Here is a 15,860-nt window from a genome sequence, read left to right as displayed (position 1 = left end):
GCGTCTGGGCCTCGCTGCGCTTGGGGGTGGGGCGACCCTTGGGAGCCTGAGGGTCGCGGGGCGTCTTGGAGAGGTCCGCCGTCACCTTGCCGGTGGGGGCCTTCTCTTCCTTGGAGCGGCTACGGAACACAAAACCCAAGGGTACGGGGTCGGCCGGGGCTGCCGGGGACCGGCCGGGAACGATCCGGCAACGGCCCGCGTCCTGAAAAGTGTCCCGACAGGGGCAGAACGGACTCCGCCGACATCGACCCTGACGCCCGTCTACTCCCTGCGCGGGAGCGGCCGCCGGCGGCAGTCGTCCTTGCGGAGGAGCACATCCGTGCTCGAACAGTGCGGTAATGGAGACAGGGCCCGTACTGTGGGTTCTGTTGGAGTGCTGGAGCTCAGTCCGTCAGAAGGGGGCGCGCGAAGCCCATGAGCGGTGTCATGAAGCGTATGGGAATGATCTTCCGCGCGAAGGCAAACAAGGCCCTTGACCGGGCCGAGGATCCGCGCGAGACCCTCGATTACTCGTACCAGAAGCAGCTCGAGCTGCTTCAGAAGGTACGCCGCGGCGTCGCCGATGTGGCGACCTCGCGCAAGCGGCTGGAGCTGCAGCTCAACCAGTTGCAGGGGCAGTCGTCCAAGCTGGAGGACCAGGGCCGCAAGGCGCTCGCGCTCGGCCGCGAGGACCTGGCCCGCGAGGCGCTGTCGCGGCGCGCCGCCCTCCAGCAGCAGGTCACGGACCTGGAGACGCAGCACCGGACGCTGCAGGGCGAGGAGGAGAAGCTCACTCTCGCGGCTCAGCGCCTGCAGGCCAAGGTCGACGCCTTCCGGACGAAGAAGGAGACCATCAAGGCCACCTACACCGCGGCCCAGGCCCAGACCCGGATCGGCGAGGCCTTCTCCGGCATCTCCGAGGAGATGGGCGACGTCGGCCTGGCCATCCAGCGGGCCGAGGACAAGACCCAGCAGCTCCAGGCGCGTGCGGGAGCCATCGACGAGCTGCTGGCCTCCGGGGCTCTCGACGACCCCTCCGGCACGGCGAAGGACGACATCGCCGCCGAGCTGGACCGGATCTCCGGTGGTACGGATGTGGAACTGGAGCTGCAGCGCATGAAGGCCGAACTGGCCGGCGGATCCGCCGGCCAGCAGCAGGCCATCGAGGGCGGCGCCCAGGACGCGGCACCCCGGTCGCAGCAGTCCCCGCACAAGTTCGACAAGCAGTAAGGGCGGCGTCATGATCGTACGGATCATGGGGGAGGGCCAGGTCGTACTGGCCGACAGCCATCTCGCCGAGCTGAACAAGCTCGACGACGTACTCCTCGCGGAGATGGAGAGCGGTGACGGACCCGGCTTCCGCACCACGCTCCACGCGCTTCTGGACCAGGTGCGCGAGCTCGGCTCGCCGCTCCCCGACGACTCCCTGGAACCGTCCGAACTGATCCTGCCGTCACCCGACGCCACCCTCGAAGAGGTGCGCTCCATGCTCCGCGACGACGGGCTGATCCCCGGCTGACCGGCCGGACCGCTCCGCACTCCGCACTCCGCACGATGCCCCGCCCGGCCCGGCGGGGCATCGTGCTGTGGGCACCGGCCGGACCGCACCGTCGGCGGCACGCCGTACCGTAGCTCGATGTGACCACCCTCGGAACCGGGCTCCTGCGCGCCCGCCGCTGGCTGCGCGGCCACCCCCTCGCCTTCGACTGCGGTCTCGCCGCGGCCGTGCTCACCTGCATGATCTGCGTGTCGTTCGCCGAGCCGGGTCCGGCCCACGGGCCCGTCCTCGGAGCCCGGGCGCCCGGACCCGCGAGTGTGCTGCTGATGGTGCTCGGCGCCGGGGCGCTCGTCCTGCGCCGGCGCGGGCCCATGGCGGTCCTCGCCGTGACCGGGCTGCTGTCCGCCGCCGAGTTCGCCCTGGCGGACCCGCCCGCCCCCGTCGTGATGAGCGCGGTCGTCGCGCTCTTCACCGTCGCGGCCGGCACCGACCGGCCCACCACCTGGCGGGCCGGCCTGCTGACCATGGGCGTGCTCGCCGTGACCGCGATGGCGGCCGGCACGACGCCCTGGTACAGCCAGGAGAACCTCGCCGTCCTCGCCTGGATCGGCCTGGCCGGGGCGGCCGGCGACGCGGTCCGCAGCAGACGCGCGTTCATCGACGCGATCAGGGAACGGGCCGAACGCGCGGAGCGCACCCGCGAGGAGGAGGCCCGCCGCAGGGTCGCCGAGGAACGGCTGCGGATCGCCCGGGACCTGCACGACGTCGTCGCCCACCACATCGCCCTGGTCAACGTCCAGGCCGGGGTCGCGGCCCACGTCATGGACAAGCGCCCCGACCAGGCGAAGGAGGCACTCGCCCACGTACGGGAAGCCAGCCGCTCCGCCATCGACGAACTGCGGGCCACGGTCGGGCTGCTGCGCCAGTCCGGCGACCCGGAGGCCCCCACGGAGCCCGCCCCCGGGCTCGCCGTCCTCGGCACCCTCGTCGACACCTTCCGTAACGCCGGGCTCCCCGTCGAGGTGGCCTGCACCGACCCCGGGAGCCCGCTGCCCGCGGCGGCCGACCTCGCGGCCTACCGGATCATCCAGGAGGCCCTGACCAATGTGCGCAAGCACGCGGGCGCGGACGCCAGGGCCGAGGTGAGCGTCGTACGGGTCGGGGGGACCGCGGAGGTCACCGTGCTCGACGACGGCAGGGGAACCGGCCCCCGTCCCGCGCCGGCCGACGGCGGCGGGCACGGCCTGATCGGTATGCGCGAGCGCGTCACCGCCCTCGGCGGCACCCTCACCGCGGGCCCCCGTTACGGAGGCGGATTCAGGGTCCATGCGATCCTGCCCGTCACGCCCCGCACACGCGCGCCGGAAGGGCCGGGCGCGGTGGGGGCGACGGGGGGATGCGCATGACGCCCATCAAGGTGCTGCTCGCCGACGACCAGGCGCTGCTGCGCAGCGCGTTCCGGGTGCTGGTCGACTCCGAGCCCGACATGCAGGTCGTCGGGGAGGCCGCGGACGGGGCGCAGGCCGTGGACCTGGCCCGCTCCACCCGCGCCGACGTCGTGCTGATGGACATCCGGATGCCGGGCACCGACGGCCTCACCGCCACGCGGATGATCAGCGCGGACCCGGACCTGGCGGACGTGCGGATCGTCATGCTCACCACCTTCGAGGTGGACGAGTACGTGGTGCAGTCCCTGCGGGCCGGCGCCTCGGGCTTCCTGGGCAAGGGCGCGGAACCGGACGAACTGCTCACCGCCATCCGTGTCGCCGCGGCCGGCGAGGCGCTGCTCTCCCCGGTCGCGACCAAGGGCCTCATCGCCAGCTTCCTCGCCCAGGGCGGCGGCTCGGCCGAGGGCCCGGACGGCGCGGAGTACTCCGAGCGCCTCGCCGCGCTCACGGGACGCGAGCGCGAGGTGCTCGTCCAGGTCGCGGGCGGGCACTCCAACGACCAGATCGCCGACCGGCTCGTCGTCAGCCCGCTCACCGTGAAGACCCACGTGAACCGGGCGATGGCGAAACTCGGCGCGCGGGACCGGGCGCAATTGGTCGTCATTGCCTACGAATCGGGCCTGGTCCGACCCAGGACGGAGTGACGGTTGTACGTCCGGCTACTCCAGCTGCGGTATGCGCGGCACAGGAAAAGCAACCTGCGGGCGACGATTTCGCTCGCAGGACCGGCGAACGTACAGGGGGCGGGCTGTGTGTCCCCCGCGACTGCCGACGCGCGGTCGCCGAACAGCCGCCCACCTGCCGCGTAAGCCACAGAAGAGAGATCCACCCATGTCCTGGCTGTCCAGATTCAGCCTCGCGCAACGGGCCCTGATCGGGCTGATCTCGATCGTCGCGCTCGTTTTCGGAGCGATAGCGATCCCGCAGCTCAAGCAGCAACTGCTGCCCACCATCGAGCTCCCGATGGTGTCGGTGCTGGCCCCCTACCAGGGTGCGTCCCCCGACGTGGTCGAGAAGCAGGTCGTCGAACCTCTTGAGAACGCCATCAAGGCCGTCGACGGCGTGGAGGGCATCACCTCGACCGCCGGCGAGGGCAGCGCCGTCATCATGGCGACCTTCGACTTCGGTGACGAGGGCACCAAGCAGCTCGTCGCCGACATCCAGCAGGCCGTGAACCGCGCCCGCGTCCAACTGCCCGACGATGTGGACCCGCAGGTCATCGCCGGTTCGACGGACGACATGCCGACCGTCGTCCTCGCTGTCACCTCCGACAAGGACCAGCAGGCCCTCGCCGACCAGCTGGAGCGCACGGTCGTACCCGCGATCGAGGAGATCGACGGCGTGGGCCAGGTCACGGTCGACGGCGTCCGGGAACTCCAGGTCTCCGTCGTCCCGGACGACAGGAAGCTCGCGGCGGCGGGCCTCAACGCCGCCTCGCTCGCCCAGGCCCTCCAGGCCGGCGGCGCCACCGTACCGGCCGGCTCCTTCACCGAGGCGGGCAAGAGCCGCACCATCCAGGTGGGCGGCTCCTTCACCTCCCTCCAGCAGATCGAGGACCTGAAGGTCTCCGCACAGGACCCGGCGACGGGCAGGCCCGGCGAGCCGGTTCGCGTCGGTGACGTCGCCACGGTGAAGCAGGAGCCCGCCACCGCGGTCTCCCTCACCCGTACGAACGGCAAGCCGAGCCTTGCGGTCAGCGCGACGATGGACCAGGACGGCAGCGCCGTCGCCATCTCGGACGGCGTCCAGGACAAGCTTCCCGGCCTGCGCGAGGACCTCGGCGCGGGCGCCGAGCTGACCGTCGTCTCCGACCAGGGCCCGGCCGTCTCGAAGTCGATCTCCGGGCTGACCACCGAGGGCGCGCTCGGCCTGATCTTCGCGGTCGTCGTCATTCTGATCTTCCTCACGTCGATCCGCTCGACGTTGGTCACCGCGGTCTCCATCCCGCTCTCCGTCGTCCTCGCGCTGATCGTGCTCTGGACCCGTGACCTCTCGCTGAACATGCTCACGCTCGGCGCCCTGACCATCGCCATCGGCCGTGTGGTCGACGACTCGATCGTGGTCCTGGAGAACATCAAGCGGCACCTCGGGTACGGCGAGGAGCGCCAGTCGGCGATCATCACCGCGGTCAGGGAGGTCGCCGGCGCGGTCACCGCGTCCACGCTCACCACCGTCGCGGTGTTCCTGCCCATCGGTCTCGTGGGCGGGATGGTCGGCCAGCTCTTCGGCTCGTTCTCGCTCACCGTGACGGCGGCCCTGCTGGCATCCCTGCTGGTCTCGCTGACGGTGGTCCCGGTCCTCTCGTACTGGTTCCTGCGGGCTCCCAAGGGCACCGACGCCGATCCCGACGAGGCGCGCCGCAAGGCCGAGGAGAAGGAAGCGGCCAGCCGGCTCCAGCGGCTCTACGTCCCGGTGCTGCGCTTCGCGACCCGTCGCCGCGTCACCAGCATCGTCATCGCGTTCGCCGTCCTGTTCGGCACCTTCGGCATGGCCCCCCTGCTGAAGACGAACTTCCTCGACCAGGGTGAGCAGGAAGTCCTCGCCATCCAGCAGGAGCTGACTCCCGGCACGGGGCTGGCGGCGGCCGACAAGGCGGCGCGGAAGGTCGAGAAGGTGCTCGCCGCGGACGAGGGCGTCGAGGACTACCAGGTCACCGTCGGCTCCTCCGGCTTCATGGCGGCCTTCGGCGGCGGCACGGGCACCAACCAGGCGTCCTACCAGGTCACCCTCAAGGACTCGGCGGACCACGACGCCACCCAGGAGCGGATCGATGAGGCCCTCGGCAAGCTCGACGGCATCGGGGACACCACCATCGCGGCGGGCGGCGGCTTCGGCAGCCAGGACCTGAGCGTCGTGGTCAAGGCCGCCGACGCGGACGTACTGAAGAAGGCGTCCGAAGCGGTACGGGCCGAGGTCGCCAAGCTCGACGACGTCACCGACGTCCAGAGCGACCTGTCGCAGAGCGTCCCGCGCATCTCGGTCAAGGCCAACGACAAGGCGGCGGCCGCCGGGTTCAACGAGACCACGCTCGGTGCGGCGGTCGCCGGTGCGGTGCGCGGCACCCCGTCCGGCAAGGCGATCATGGACGACACGGAGCGTGACGTCCTGGTGAAGTCCGCCGACCCGGCCACCACGATCGCCGAGCTGAAGGCCCTGCCGCTCGGCCCGGTGAAGCTCGGCGAGATCGCCGACGTGAAGCTGGTCCCCGGCCCGGTCTCGATGACCCGGATCGACGGGCAGCGCGCGGCGACCATCACCGCCAAGCCGACCGGTGACAACACGGGCGCGGTCAGCACCTCGCTCCAGACCGAGATCGACGCCCTGGACCTGCCGGAGGGCGCCACGGCGACCATCGGCGGCGTCACGGCGGACCAGGACGAGGCGTTCATGCAGCTCGCCCTGGCCATGCTGGCGGCCATCGCGATCGTCTTCATGCTGCTGGTGGCCACCTTCCGGTCGCTCATCCAGCCGCTGATCCTGCTGGTCTCCGTCCCCTTCGCGGCGACCGGCGCCATCGGTCTCCTCGTCATCACCGGCACCCCGCTGGGTGTCCCGGCGATGATCGGCATGCTGATGCTGATCGGTATCGTGGTGACCAACGCGATCGTGCTCATCGACCTGATCAACCAGTACAGGTCGCAGGGCATGGGCGTCGTCGAGGCGGTCGTCGAGGGCGGTCGCCACCGTCTGCGCCCGATCCTGATGACGGCACTGGCGACGATCTTCGCCCTCCTCCCGATGGCGCTCGGCGTCACGGGCGAAGGAGGCTTCATCTCCGGGCCGCTGGCGGTCGTGGTGATCGGCGGTCTCATCACCTCCACGCTGCTGACCCTGCTCCTGGTGCCGACGCTCTACGCGATGGTCGAGCTCCGCAAGGAGCGCCGCGCGAAGAAGAAGGCGGACAGGCGCGGGGCCCGGTCCGGCGGCGACGCCCCGGAGGCGGAGGGAGCCGCCTCCCGGGAGCCGGAGCCGGCGAAGGCCTGACACCCGGCCGCAGCCGTGCACAAGAGGCCCCCGGCACCGCGCGACGCGGTGCCGGGGGCCTTCCCGTGGGGCATCCGGCAGCCCTACGGCAGCGCCAGCATCCGCTCCAGTGCCAGCTTCGCGAACTTCTCCGTCTCCGCGTCGACCTGGATCCGGTTGACGAGGTTCCCCTCGGCCAGGGACTCCAGGGTCCACACCAAGTGCGGCAGGTCGATCCGGTTCATCGTCGAGCAGAAGCACACCGTCCTGTCGAGGAAGACGATCTCCTTGTCCTCGGCGGCGAAACGGTTCGCCAGCCGGCGCACGAGGTTCAGCTCCGTGCCGATCGCCCACTTGGAGCCGGCCGGCGCGGCCTCCAGGGCCTTGATGATGTACTCCGTCGAGCCGACGTGGTCCGCGGCGGCCACGACCTCGTGCTTGCACTCCGGGTGCACCAGCACGTTGACGCCCGGAATCCGCTCCCGTACGTCGTTGACGGACTCCACCGAGAAGCGTCCGTGCACCGAGCAGTGCCCGCGCCACAGGATCATCTTCGCGGCACGCAGCTCCTCGGCGGTCAGACCGCCGTTCGGCTTGTGCGGGTTGTAGAGGACGCAGTCCTCCAGGCTCATCCCCATGTCCCGCACCGCCGTGTTGCGGCCCAGGTGCTGGTCCGGCAGGAAAAGCACCTTCTGGCCCTGCTCGAAGGCCCACTCCAGCGCCCGCTCCGCGTTGGACGAGGTGCAGATCGTGCCGCCGTGCCTGCCGGTGAAGGCCTTGATGTCGGCGGAGGAGTTCATGTACGAGACGGGCACGACCTGGTCGGCGACCCCGGCCTCCGTCAGCACGTCCCAGCACTCGGCGACCTGCTCCGCGGTGGCCATGTCGGCCATCGAGCAGCCGGCGGCCAGGTCCGGCAGGACGACCTTCTGGTCGTCGCCCGTCAGGATGTCGGCGGACTCGGCCATGAAGTGCACGCCGCAGAAGACGATGTACTCCGCCTCGGGCCGCGCCGCCGCGTCCCGGGCGAGCTTGAAGGAGTCGCCGGTGACGTCCGCGAACTGGATGACCTCGTCGCGCTGGTAGTGGTGGCCGAGCACGAAGACCTTGTCCCCGAGCTTCTCCTTGGCGGCACGCGCCCGCTCCACCAGGTCCGGGTCGGACGGGGAGGGCAGGTCGCCGGGGCATTCGACCCCGCGCTCGCTCCGCGGGTCGGCCTCGCGGCCGAGCAGCAGAAGGGCGAGGGGTGTCGGCTGGACATCCAGGGGCTGGGCGGTGGTCACGACACGCACCCTTTCTTTTCCGCGAAAAGCCTTTTCGTCTAATTGACGTTATCTATCATATCCGCTTCGTGTCAGTTTGACGATGCCGATAGCGTCGATGTGACGCATCCCCTCGTACGGGTGGTGTGCGAGCATGAAGGTGAACAGACACGCGCCTGGCCCGGAATGAATCCGCGGCCCCGATGGTTGGACCGTCGGCAAGCAGTCCGTACAACCCGGGAGAGAAGCAGATGTCCGTATCGGACGAGACCACCACCGTGAGCGACGGCATCCTCCTGTCCGACGCCGCCGCAGCCAAGGTCAAGGCCCTGCTGGAGCAGGAGGGCCGGGACGACCTCGCGCTGCGCGTCGCCGTTCAGCCCGGAGGCTGCTCGGGCCTGCGGTACCAGCTCTTCTTCGACGAGCGCTCGCTCGACGGTGACGTCGTGAAGGACTTCGACGGCGTCAAGGTCGTCACCGACCGGATGAGCGCCCCGTACCTGGGCGGCGCCTCCGTCGACTTCGTGGACACCATCGAGAAGCAGGGCTTCACGATCGACAACCCGAACGCCACGGGCTCCTGCGCCTGCGGTGACTCCTTCAGCTGAACCCTGAGTCGTACGACGGCGGCGGCGCTCCCGGTTCCGGGAGCGCCGCCGCCGTCGTACGTGCAGACGGGATCAGACGCGCGGCACCCTCTCGCCCGACTCCGCGTCCACCACTTTCCGGCCGTCCAGCGGCGCGTCCAGCGTCACCGTCCGGGTCAGCTCCTTGGCGATCTTGATGCAGACCTTCCCGGGCTCCGGCTCCGACTCGACGACCGTGACCCGCACCGTGCTGCCGTCCTCCGCGGCGCGGGCCGTGTACGTGCTGCACACGCCGCCCCAGAACGTCACCTCCAGCGTCCGGCCGTCCGCGCTGTACGAGGTGATCCCCGTACCGCCGCCCGTACCGCCCGGGTCCTTCGTGGGCTCCGGAGAGGGCCCCGCGCTCTCCTGCGCCACGTAATCCGGGTCCACCGCGATCTGGACGACCGTGTCCGCGGGGCCGCCCCGCTCGGGCCGCACGGAGAAGAGCCACGAGGGCACGAGGATCTGCCCGCCGTCCGCGTACCGCGCCGCGAGCCCGAACTCGGCCTTCTCGACCGTGACCGTGGTGGACGGCGGAGTCCCGCCCCGCGTGGCGCAGTCCTTCTTCGGCGGCGCCGGATCGCCCTCCAGCGGCTCCGGGGTCGCGCAGCCGCCGGTGCCGGGTCCCGCCGACTGCCGGCCCTGCGCGTTCAGCTGCCTCAGCGCGTCGTCCGCGCCGGTCACCGGATAGCTGTCGCCCTTCTCCAGTCCCTTGAGGTGCCCGCTGCCGCCGACGATCTCGCCCCCGGCGCCCACCTGGATCCCGGTGGACCAGCCGTAGGTCGGCAGCCCGCCCACGACGGGGTCGGCGTTCACCACGCGTACGGACCCCATCAGCTGATCCGCGTCGAGCGCGGCGCCCTCCTGGCCCACCGCCTTCAGCACCGGAACCGCCGCCGCCCTGGCGGCCTTCTCGCTCACCGGCGAGCCGGAGCCGGTGCCGGAGCCGGTGCCGGAATTGGTGCCGGAATCGGTGCCGGCCCCCGGCGCCGCGTCCTTCGAGCAGCTCGGTGCCGGCCCGCAGGCGTCCGGGCCGCCGGAGCCGTACCGGGCGAAGGTCCAGGTGCCCGGAGCCTGCCCGGCCACCCGCAGGAGAGGGCCCGACCCGTCCCCGTCACTGCCCACCTTCCAGGCGGTGCCTTCGGCGCGCGGCGTCCCCCGCACTCCGAGGGCCTTCGCGAGGCGTGTCACCTCGGCCGCGGTCACCGGGCCCGTCGCGCGGTGGACCGCGGCCGTGTCCGGGCCGTCGGGCAGTTCTTCCGGGGCGCGGTAGACGGTCGTGCTGCCACGGGGGTCCGGCTCACCCGGCGCGATGCCGTGCGGGGGCGCCGAGGGGCCGCCGTCCGGCGGGAGGCCGAGGGAGAGCGGCGGGGGCGAGCCGGTCCCGGGGCCGGGCCGCAGACCGGGGCCGGCCTCGCCCGGGGTGTTCGACGCCCAGTACGCACCGCCACCACCGGCCAGCAGTACCGCTGCCGCCACCGAGGTCACGACGAGCGGCGAACGCCGCCGGGAGCCGGTCACGTCGTTCTCGGATCGCTCGGTGCTCACCGGATCGCTCCTTCGTCTGCTTGGCCGCCACTGGCTTCGGCGCCTGTCCCCCCGGTGGGGACGACGGTGGGACGGAGCGGAGGAGTGCGCGGTTCCCCCGGCGGGTGCGGGGGAGCCGCCCGGTCCGGCCGGTCAGTCCCCGTAGTCGGACATGGCGTCGATCAGCCGGGCCGACGACGGCGGCACCGTGACGCCGTGGATGCGGGAGGCTTCCACCGGCTCCGCGGCGGTCTTCGCGGGTACGACCCAGTGCGGTGCCATCCGTGCGCAGTCACCGCGCAGCTCGGCCAGGCTCATCTCGGACTCACGCGGAACGATGGTGTTCGACATAACCGCACCGTACGCACGGCAGCACTCAGGTAGAAAGCCCTACTATCGGGTAGTTCTGCCCGTTCGGGCCTGAGGGCGCCACCGGGTAGCGTGAACTGTCATGCCGTCCCGGAGGGGGCCCTCACGCGTTCCCTTCGTCTTCCGCAGGAGAAGCCTCCCCGTGCGCATCGCAGTCACCGGCTCCATCGCCACAGACCACCTCATGACCTTCCCCGGCCGATTCGCGGACCAGTTGGTCGCTGATCAGCTGCACACGGTCTCGCTCTCCTTCCTGGTCGACAACCTCGACGTACGCCGCGGCGGCGTCGGGGCCAACATCGCCTTCGGCATGGGTGTGCTCGGCACGCAGCCGATCCTGGTCGGCGCCGCCGGGGCCGACTTCGACGACTACCGCGCCTGGCTCGACCGGCACGGCGTCGACACCGGCTCGATCCGCATCTCCGAAGTCCTGCACACGGCGCGCTTCGTCTGCACGACGGACTCCGACCACAACCAGATCGGCTCCTTCTACACGGGAGCGATGAGCGAGGCCCGGCTGATCGAGCTCAAGAGCGTCGCCGACCGTGTGGGCGGCCTCGACCTCGTCTCGATCGGCGCCGACGACCCCGAGGCGATGCTCCGGCACACCGAGGAGTGCCGCTCCCGGGGCATCCCGTTCGCCGCCGACTTCTCGCAGCAGATCGCCCGGATGGACGGCGAGGAGATCCGCATCCTGCTCGACGGCGCGACGTACCTCTTCTCCAACGAGTACGAGAAGGGGCTCATCGAGTCCAAGACCGGCTGGAGCGACGAGGAGATCCTTTCCAAGGTCGGCCACCGGGTCACCACCCTCGGAGCACGCGGCGTCCGCATCGAGCGGGCCGGCCAGGACCCCATCGAGGTCGGCTGCGCGGAGGAGGAGCGCAAGGCCGACCCGACCGGCGTCGGCGACGCGTTCCGGGCCGGGTTCCTCTCGGGTCTCGCCTGGGGCGTGGGCCTGGAGCGCGCCGCCCAGGTCGGCTGCATGCTCGCGACCCTGGTCATCGAGACGGTCGGCACCCAGGAGTACACCCTGCGCCGTACGAACTTCATGGACCGCTTCACCAAGGCCTACGGGGACGAGGCGGCCTCCGAGGTCCGCAAGCACCTCTCCTAGGGCGCGGAAGCAGGGGCACAGGGCTCACCGGAGCCGGCGGACCACGTGGGCGGATCCATGGTCCGCCGGCTCCTCGCCCACGTACTCCTGTTCGCGCATCGCGCACCAGGCCGGGATGTCGAGACGGGCCGCCTCGTCGTCCGAGAGCACCGTCACCGTGCCGCCCACGGGTACCTCTCCGATCACCTTTGCGAGTTCGATCACCGGGATCGGGCAGCGCCTGCCGAGCGCGTCGACGACGAGCGAGGCCCGGGGCGCGGGGGAGGGGGCCGCCGCAGCGGGCGCGCCGAGCCTCGCCCGCACCTCGGCCACCACACCCGGCAGTACGTCGAGGAAGCCGTCGGTCTCCTCCTCCGTCGTCCCGGCCGGAAGCGACACGCGGATGTTTCCCTCGGAGAGCACCCCCATCGCCTTGAGGACATGGCTGGGCGTCAGGGTGCTGCTCGTGCAGGACGATCCGGAGGAGACGGAGAAACCGGCCCGGTCGAGCTCGTGGAGCAATGCCTCCCCGTCGACGTAGAGACAGGAGAAGGTGACCAGGTGCGGCAGCCGCCGGACCGGATCGCCGACCACCTCCACGTCGGGCACCCGTGCCCCCACGGCCGCCCGGATGCGGTCCACCAGGGCGCGCAGCCGGGCGCCCTCCGCCGCGGCCTCCGCGCGCACCGCCCGCAGCGAGGCCGCAGCCGCCACGATCGCCGGGATGTTCTCGAAGCCGGCGGCCCGGCCCGACTCCCGTTCGTCGGCGGGGCCTCCGGGAGCGAACCGGACCCCCTTGCGCACGGCCAGCAGCCCGACCCCGGCCGGCCCGCCCCACTTGTGGGCGCTCGCGGTCAGGAGCGACCAGCGGCCGGGCACCGGCCCCCAGCCCAGCGACTGCGCGGCGTCCACCAGCAGCGGCACCCCCGCCCCGGCGCAGAGCTCGGCGGTCTCCGCCACCGGCTGTTCGGTCCCCACCTCGTGGTTGGCGGACTGCAGACAGGCCAGCGCGGTGTCCGCGCGCAGCGCCCGGCCGTACGCGGCGGGGTCCACCGCCCCGGACCGGTCCACCGGCACCTCGGTGAACGAGCCGCCCTCCGCCTCCAGGGCCGCGGCCGAACGAAGGACCGAGGAGTGCTCGACGGCGGAGAGCACCAGATGGCGGCCGACACGCCGACGTCCACGGAGCGCTCCGGCCACCGCGGAGTGCACCGCCCGGGTGCCGGACGAGGTGAAGACGAGTTCGTCCGGGCGGCATCCGACCGCCTCCGCCGCGGTCTCCCTGGCCGCGTCCAGCAGCATCGCGGCCCGCCTCCCCTCGCGGTGGAGCCGGGCGGGATCGGCCCAGCCCTCGTCCAGTGAGGCAAGCAGCGCCTGGCGGGCGACGGGATGCAGGGGGGCGGAGGAAGCCGCATCGAAGTAGGGCACACCCTCACGCTAGCCCGCTCGGGGCTGTGACCAGGCGGCCGGCTGCCGCCGGGCCGGGAGAGGGAGCGTCAGATGACGGCCGGAGGCTCGCATTCCATCCCTTCGGGGTGTCGTGCGGCGCGTTGGGCACCCTCCCCGCGCGGCCCCAAATAGCGTCCAGTAGGGTTTGGTCCGCATAAACATCCAAACCCTGCCCGCGTCAGGGCCGGCGACCGACCAAGCGAGACGGCCGCGCCGACCGTGCGGGCGAGACTCTCGGGAAGGCGCTACGTGAGTCCCAACGGCTCCGACCGCTCGTCGCGGCGCCCGATGCGGCGGAAGCTGCCGCAGGTGCTGACTGCGGGCCTGGTCCTGGCGACGGCCTCCGGTTGTTCATACAACTGGGAGGATTTCCCCCGCCTCGGTATGCCCACCCCGGTAACGGAAGAGGCCCCTCGGATCCTCTCCCTCTGGCAGGGCTCGTGGGCGGCAGCGCTCGCCACGGGCGTCCTCGTCTGGGGGCTGATCCTGTGGAGCGTCATCTTCCACCGGCGAAGCAGGACCAAGGTGGAGGTACCCCAGCAGACCAGGTACAACATGCCTATCGAGGCGCTGTACACAGTGGTCCCCCTCATCATCGTCTCGGTGTTCTTCTACTTCACCGCGCGCGATGAATCGAAGCTCCTCGAACTCACTCCCAAGCCCGCCCACACCATCAACGTGGTCGGCTACCAGTGGAGCTGGGGCTTCAACTACATCGAGAAGGTGGAGGGCCAGCCCTCCGCCGGCAACGAGGTCCCCAAGGAGCTCGCCGCCATCCCCGACAAGTACCGCAAGGACTTCCCCCAGGGCGCCGGCGGCGTCCACGACGTGGGCATCCCCGGTACGCGCAACCCGCAGAACGGCAACCCGGGCCCGACCCTGTGGCTGCCGAAGGGCGAGAAGGTCCGTTTCGTCCTGACTTCGCGTGACGTCATCCACTCCTTCTGGGTGGTGCCGTTCCTCATGAAGCAGGACGTCATTCCGGGCCACACCAACTCCTTCGAGGTCACGCCGAAGAAGGAGGGCACCTACATGGGTAAGTGCGCCGAGCTCTGCGGCGTCGACCACGCCCGGATGCTCTTCAACGTCAAGATCGTCTCTCCCGAGCGTTACCAGCAGCACCTCAAGGAGCTGGCGGAGAAGGGTCAGACGGGCTACGTGCCGGCAGGCATCGAGCAGACGGACCCGGCCAGGAATGCGGAGACGAACAAACTGTGAGCATCCTCAATGAATCCCAGGGTGCCGCGGCAGCAGATCCTTCCTTCGAGGACCAGCTGCCGGTGCGGCGCAAGCAGCCGGGGAGTGTCGTCGTCAAGTGGCTGACCACCACTGACCACAAGACGATCGGCACGATGTACCTGGTCACCTCGTTCGCGTTCTTCTGCATCGGTGGTCTCCTGGCGCTCTTCATGCGCGCCGAGCTGGCCCGTCCGGGCACGCAGATCATGTCGAACGAGCAGTTCAACCAGGCGTTCACGATGCACGGCACGATCATGCTGCTGATGTTCGCGACGCCGCTGTTCGCCGGATTCGCGAACTGGATCATGCCGCTGCAGATCGGCGCCCCCGACGTGGCGTTCCCGCGGCTGAACATGTTCGCCTACTGGCTCTACCTGTTCGGCTCGACCATCGCGGTCGGCGGCTTCCTCACACCGCAGGGCGCCGCGGACTTCGGCTGGTTCGCCTACAGCCCGCTCTCGGACGCGGTCCGTTCGCCGGGCATCGGCGCCGACATGTGGATCATGGGTCTGGCCTTCTCCGGCTTCGGCACGATCCTCGGCTCGGTCAACTTCATCACCACGATCATCTGCATGCGCGCGCCGGGCATGACCATGTTCCGCATGCCGATCTTCACCTGGAACGTCCTGCTGACCGCTGTCCTGGTCCTGCTGGCCTTCCCCGTCCTGGCCGCCGCGCTCTTCGCGCTGGAGGCGGACCGTAAATTCGGTGCGCACATCTTCGACGCGTCCAACGGCGGCGCATTGCTCTGGCAACACCTCTTCTGGTTCTTCGGCCATCCAGAGGTGTACATCATCGCTCTACCGTTCTTCGGAATCATTTCCGAGATCATTCCGGTGTTCAGCCGCAAGCCGATGTTCGGTTATATCGGTCTGGTCGCCGCGACGATCGCCATTGCCGGCCTTTCGGTGACCGTGTGGGCGCACCACATGTATGTCACCGGCGGTGTACTGCTGCCGTTCTTCTCCTTCATGACGTTCCTCATCGCGGTGCCGACCGGTGTGAAGTTCTTCAACTGGATCGGCACGATGTGGAAGGGGTCGTTGTCCTTCGAGACGCCGATGCTCTGGTCGGTCGGCTTCCTGATCACCTTCGCCTTCGGTGGTCTGACCGGCGTGATCCTGGCGTCGCCGCCGCTGGACTTCCACATCTCCGACTCGTACTTCGTCGTCGCGCACTTCCACTACGTCGTCTTCGGCACCGTGGTCTTCGCGATGTTCGCCGGATTCCACTTCTGGTGGCCGAAGTTCACCGGCAAGATGCTGGACGAGCGGCTCGGGAAGATGACGTTCTGGACGCTGTTCGTCGGCTTCCACGGCACCTTCCTGGTGCAGCACTGGCTGGGCGCCGAGGGCATGCCCCGCCGGTACGCGGACTACCTCGCCGCCGACGGCTTCACCG

General features: G+C 70.5%; 13 protein-coding genes and 1 pseudogene. 9 read left to right on the top strand and 5 right to left on the bottom strand.

Annotated features, from left to right (window positions below):
• Positions 1 to 295, bottom strand: a pseudogene (locus VN520_RS39545) (hypothetical protein); the annotation flags it as partial.
• Positions 296 to 426: 131 nt separating this feature from the next.
• On the opposite strand from VN520_RS39545, the gene VN520_RS04170 reads away from it, so the two are divergent.
• The 5 genes from VN520_RS04170 to VN520_RS04150 all read left to right on the top strand — a co-directional run bounded on the left by VN520_RS04170 (position 427) and on the right by VN520_RS04150 (position 6,909).
• Positions 427 to 1,209 carry a PspA/IM30 family protein gene (locus VN520_RS04170; RefSeq protein WP_325745469.1) on the top strand — a complete coding sequence of 261 codons (783 nt, stop codon included), beginning with the start codon at positions 427 to 429 and terminating at the stop codon, positions 1,207 to 1,209.
• Between the two features lie 10 nt (positions 1,210 to 1,219).
• On the top strand, positions 1,220 to 1,498 hold the full coding sequence (gene pspAA / locus VN520_RS04165; protein WP_325745468.1) for a PspA-associated protein PspAA: 279 nt from the start codon (positions 1,220 to 1,222) through the stop codon (positions 1,496 to 1,498).
• Between the two features lie 119 nt (positions 1,499 to 1,617).
• Positions 1,618 to 2,883, top strand: coding sequence for a sensor histidine kinase (locus tag VN520_RS04160; RefSeq protein ID WP_325745467.1), 1,266 nt, complete (start codon positions 1,618 to 1,620; stop codon positions 2,881 to 2,883).
• Positions 2,880 to 3,569 (top strand): response regulator transcription factor, encoded by a 690-nt coding sequence (locus VN520_RS04155; protein WP_325745466.1) that lies wholly within the window; start codon positions 2,880 to 2,882, stop codon positions 3,567 to 3,569. The genes VN520_RS04160 and VN520_RS04155 overlap by 4 nt, the downstream gene beginning before the upstream one ends.
• 187 nt (positions 3,570 to 3,756) lie before the next feature.
• The gene (locus VN520_RS04150; protein ID WP_325745465.1) at positions 3,757 to 6,909 is read left to right on the top strand and encodes an efflux RND transporter permease subunit; all 3,153 of its coding nucleotides are present in this window, start codon (positions 3,757 to 3,759) and stop codon (positions 6,907 to 6,909) included.
• Between the two features lie 83 nt (positions 6,910 to 6,992).
• Here the strand turns inward: VN520_RS04150 and nadA are convergent, their stop codons facing one another.
• Positions 6,993 to 8,180 (bottom strand): quinolinate synthase NadA, encoded by a 1,188-nt coding sequence (gene nadA, locus VN520_RS04145; protein ID WP_325745464.1) that lies wholly within the window; start codon positions 8,178 to 8,180, stop codon positions 6,993 to 6,995.
• A gap of 221 nt (positions 8,181 to 8,401) precedes the next feature.
• Between nadA and VN520_RS04140 the strand changes: the two genes are divergently transcribed.
• Positions 8,402 to 8,758, top strand: coding sequence for an iron-sulfur cluster assembly accessory protein (locus VN520_RS04140; RefSeq protein ID WP_018103583.1), 357 nt, complete (start codon positions 8,402 to 8,404; stop codon positions 8,756 to 8,758).
• Positions 8,759 to 8,830: 72 nt separating this feature from the next.
• Here VN520_RS04140 and VN520_RS04135 read toward each other — a convergent pair whose 3' ends face one another.
• Positions 8,831 to 10,327 carry a hypothetical protein gene (locus VN520_RS04135; RefSeq protein ID WP_325745463.1) on the bottom strand — a complete coding sequence of 499 codons (1,497 nt, stop codon included), beginning with the start codon at positions 10,325 to 10,327 and terminating at the stop codon, positions 8,831 to 8,833.
• 132 nt (positions 10,328 to 10,459) lie between these two features.
• Positions 10,460 to 10,657 (bottom strand): hypothetical protein, encoded by a 198-nt coding sequence (locus VN520_RS04130; RefSeq protein WP_325745462.1) that lies wholly within the window; start codon positions 10,655 to 10,657, stop codon positions 10,460 to 10,462.
• A 160-nt stretch (positions 10,658 to 10,817) separates the two neighbouring features.
• Between VN520_RS04130 and VN520_RS04125 the strand changes: the two genes are divergently transcribed.
• Complete coding sequence (locus tag VN520_RS04125; protein WP_325745461.1) at positions 10,818 to 11,792, top strand: carbohydrate kinase family protein; 975 nt, start codon at positions 10,818 to 10,820, stop codon at positions 11,790 to 11,792.
• A gap of 24 nt (positions 11,793 to 11,816) precedes the next feature.
• On the opposite strand, the gene VN520_RS04120 is transcribed toward VN520_RS04125, so the two are convergent.
• Positions 11,817 to 13,199 carry a cysteine desulfurase/sulfurtransferase TusA family protein gene (locus VN520_RS04120; protein ID WP_325745460.1) on the bottom strand — a complete coding sequence of 461 codons (1,383 nt, stop codon included), beginning with the start codon at positions 13,197 to 13,199 and terminating at the stop codon, positions 11,817 to 11,819.
• A 270-nt stretch (positions 13,200 to 13,469) separates the two neighbouring features.
• Here VN520_RS04120 and coxB point away from each other — a divergent pair, with 270 nt between their 5' ends.
• Together coxB and VN520_RS04110 are read left to right on the top strand one after the other, a co-directional pair.
• Entirely contained in the window at positions 13,470 to 14,438 is a 969-nt protein-coding gene (gene coxB, locus VN520_RS04115; RefSeq protein ID WP_325745459.1) for a cytochrome c oxidase subunit II, read from the top strand.
• On the top strand, positions 14,435 to 15,860 hold a 1,426-nt coding region (locus tag VN520_RS04110), incomplete at its 3' end, for a cbb3-type cytochrome c oxidase subunit I (protein WP_325745458.1). The genes coxB and VN520_RS04110, both read left to right, overlap by 4 nt.

This window comes from Streptomyces sp., from assembly GCF_035563135.1.
GTDB lineage: Bacteria > Actinomycetota > Actinomycetes > Streptomycetales > Streptomycetaceae > Streptomyces.
This window is presented reverse-complemented; position numbering and strand designations above follow the sequence as displayed.

What these genes read in the sequence shown, in the direction of transcription:
- VN520_RS04130 (WP_325745462.1), bottom strand. Translation starts at nt 10,657, where the DNA reads ATGTCGAACACCATCGTTCCGCGTGAGTCCGAGATGAGCCTGGCCGAG.
- pspAA (WP_325745468.1), top strand. Translation starts at nt 1,220, where the DNA reads ATGATCGTACGGATCATGGGGGAGGGCCAGGTCGTACTGGCCGACAGC.
- VN520_RS04150 (WP_325745465.1), top strand. Translation starts at nt 3,757, where the DNA reads ATGTCCTGGCTGTCCAGATTCAGCCTCGCGCAACGGGCCCTGATCGGG.
- VN520_RS04140 (WP_018103583.1), top strand. Translation starts at nt 8,402, where the DNA reads ATGTCCGTATCGGACGAGACCACCACCGTGAGCGACGGCATCCTCCTG.
- VN520_RS04170 (WP_325745469.1), top strand. Translation starts at nt 427, where the DNA reads ATGAAGCGTATGGGAATGATCTTCCGCGCGAAGGCAAACAAGGCCCTT.
- VN520_RS04155 (WP_325745466.1), top strand. Translation starts at nt 2,880, where the DNA reads ATGACGCCCATCAAGGTGCTGCTCGCCGACGACCAGGCGCTGCTGCGC.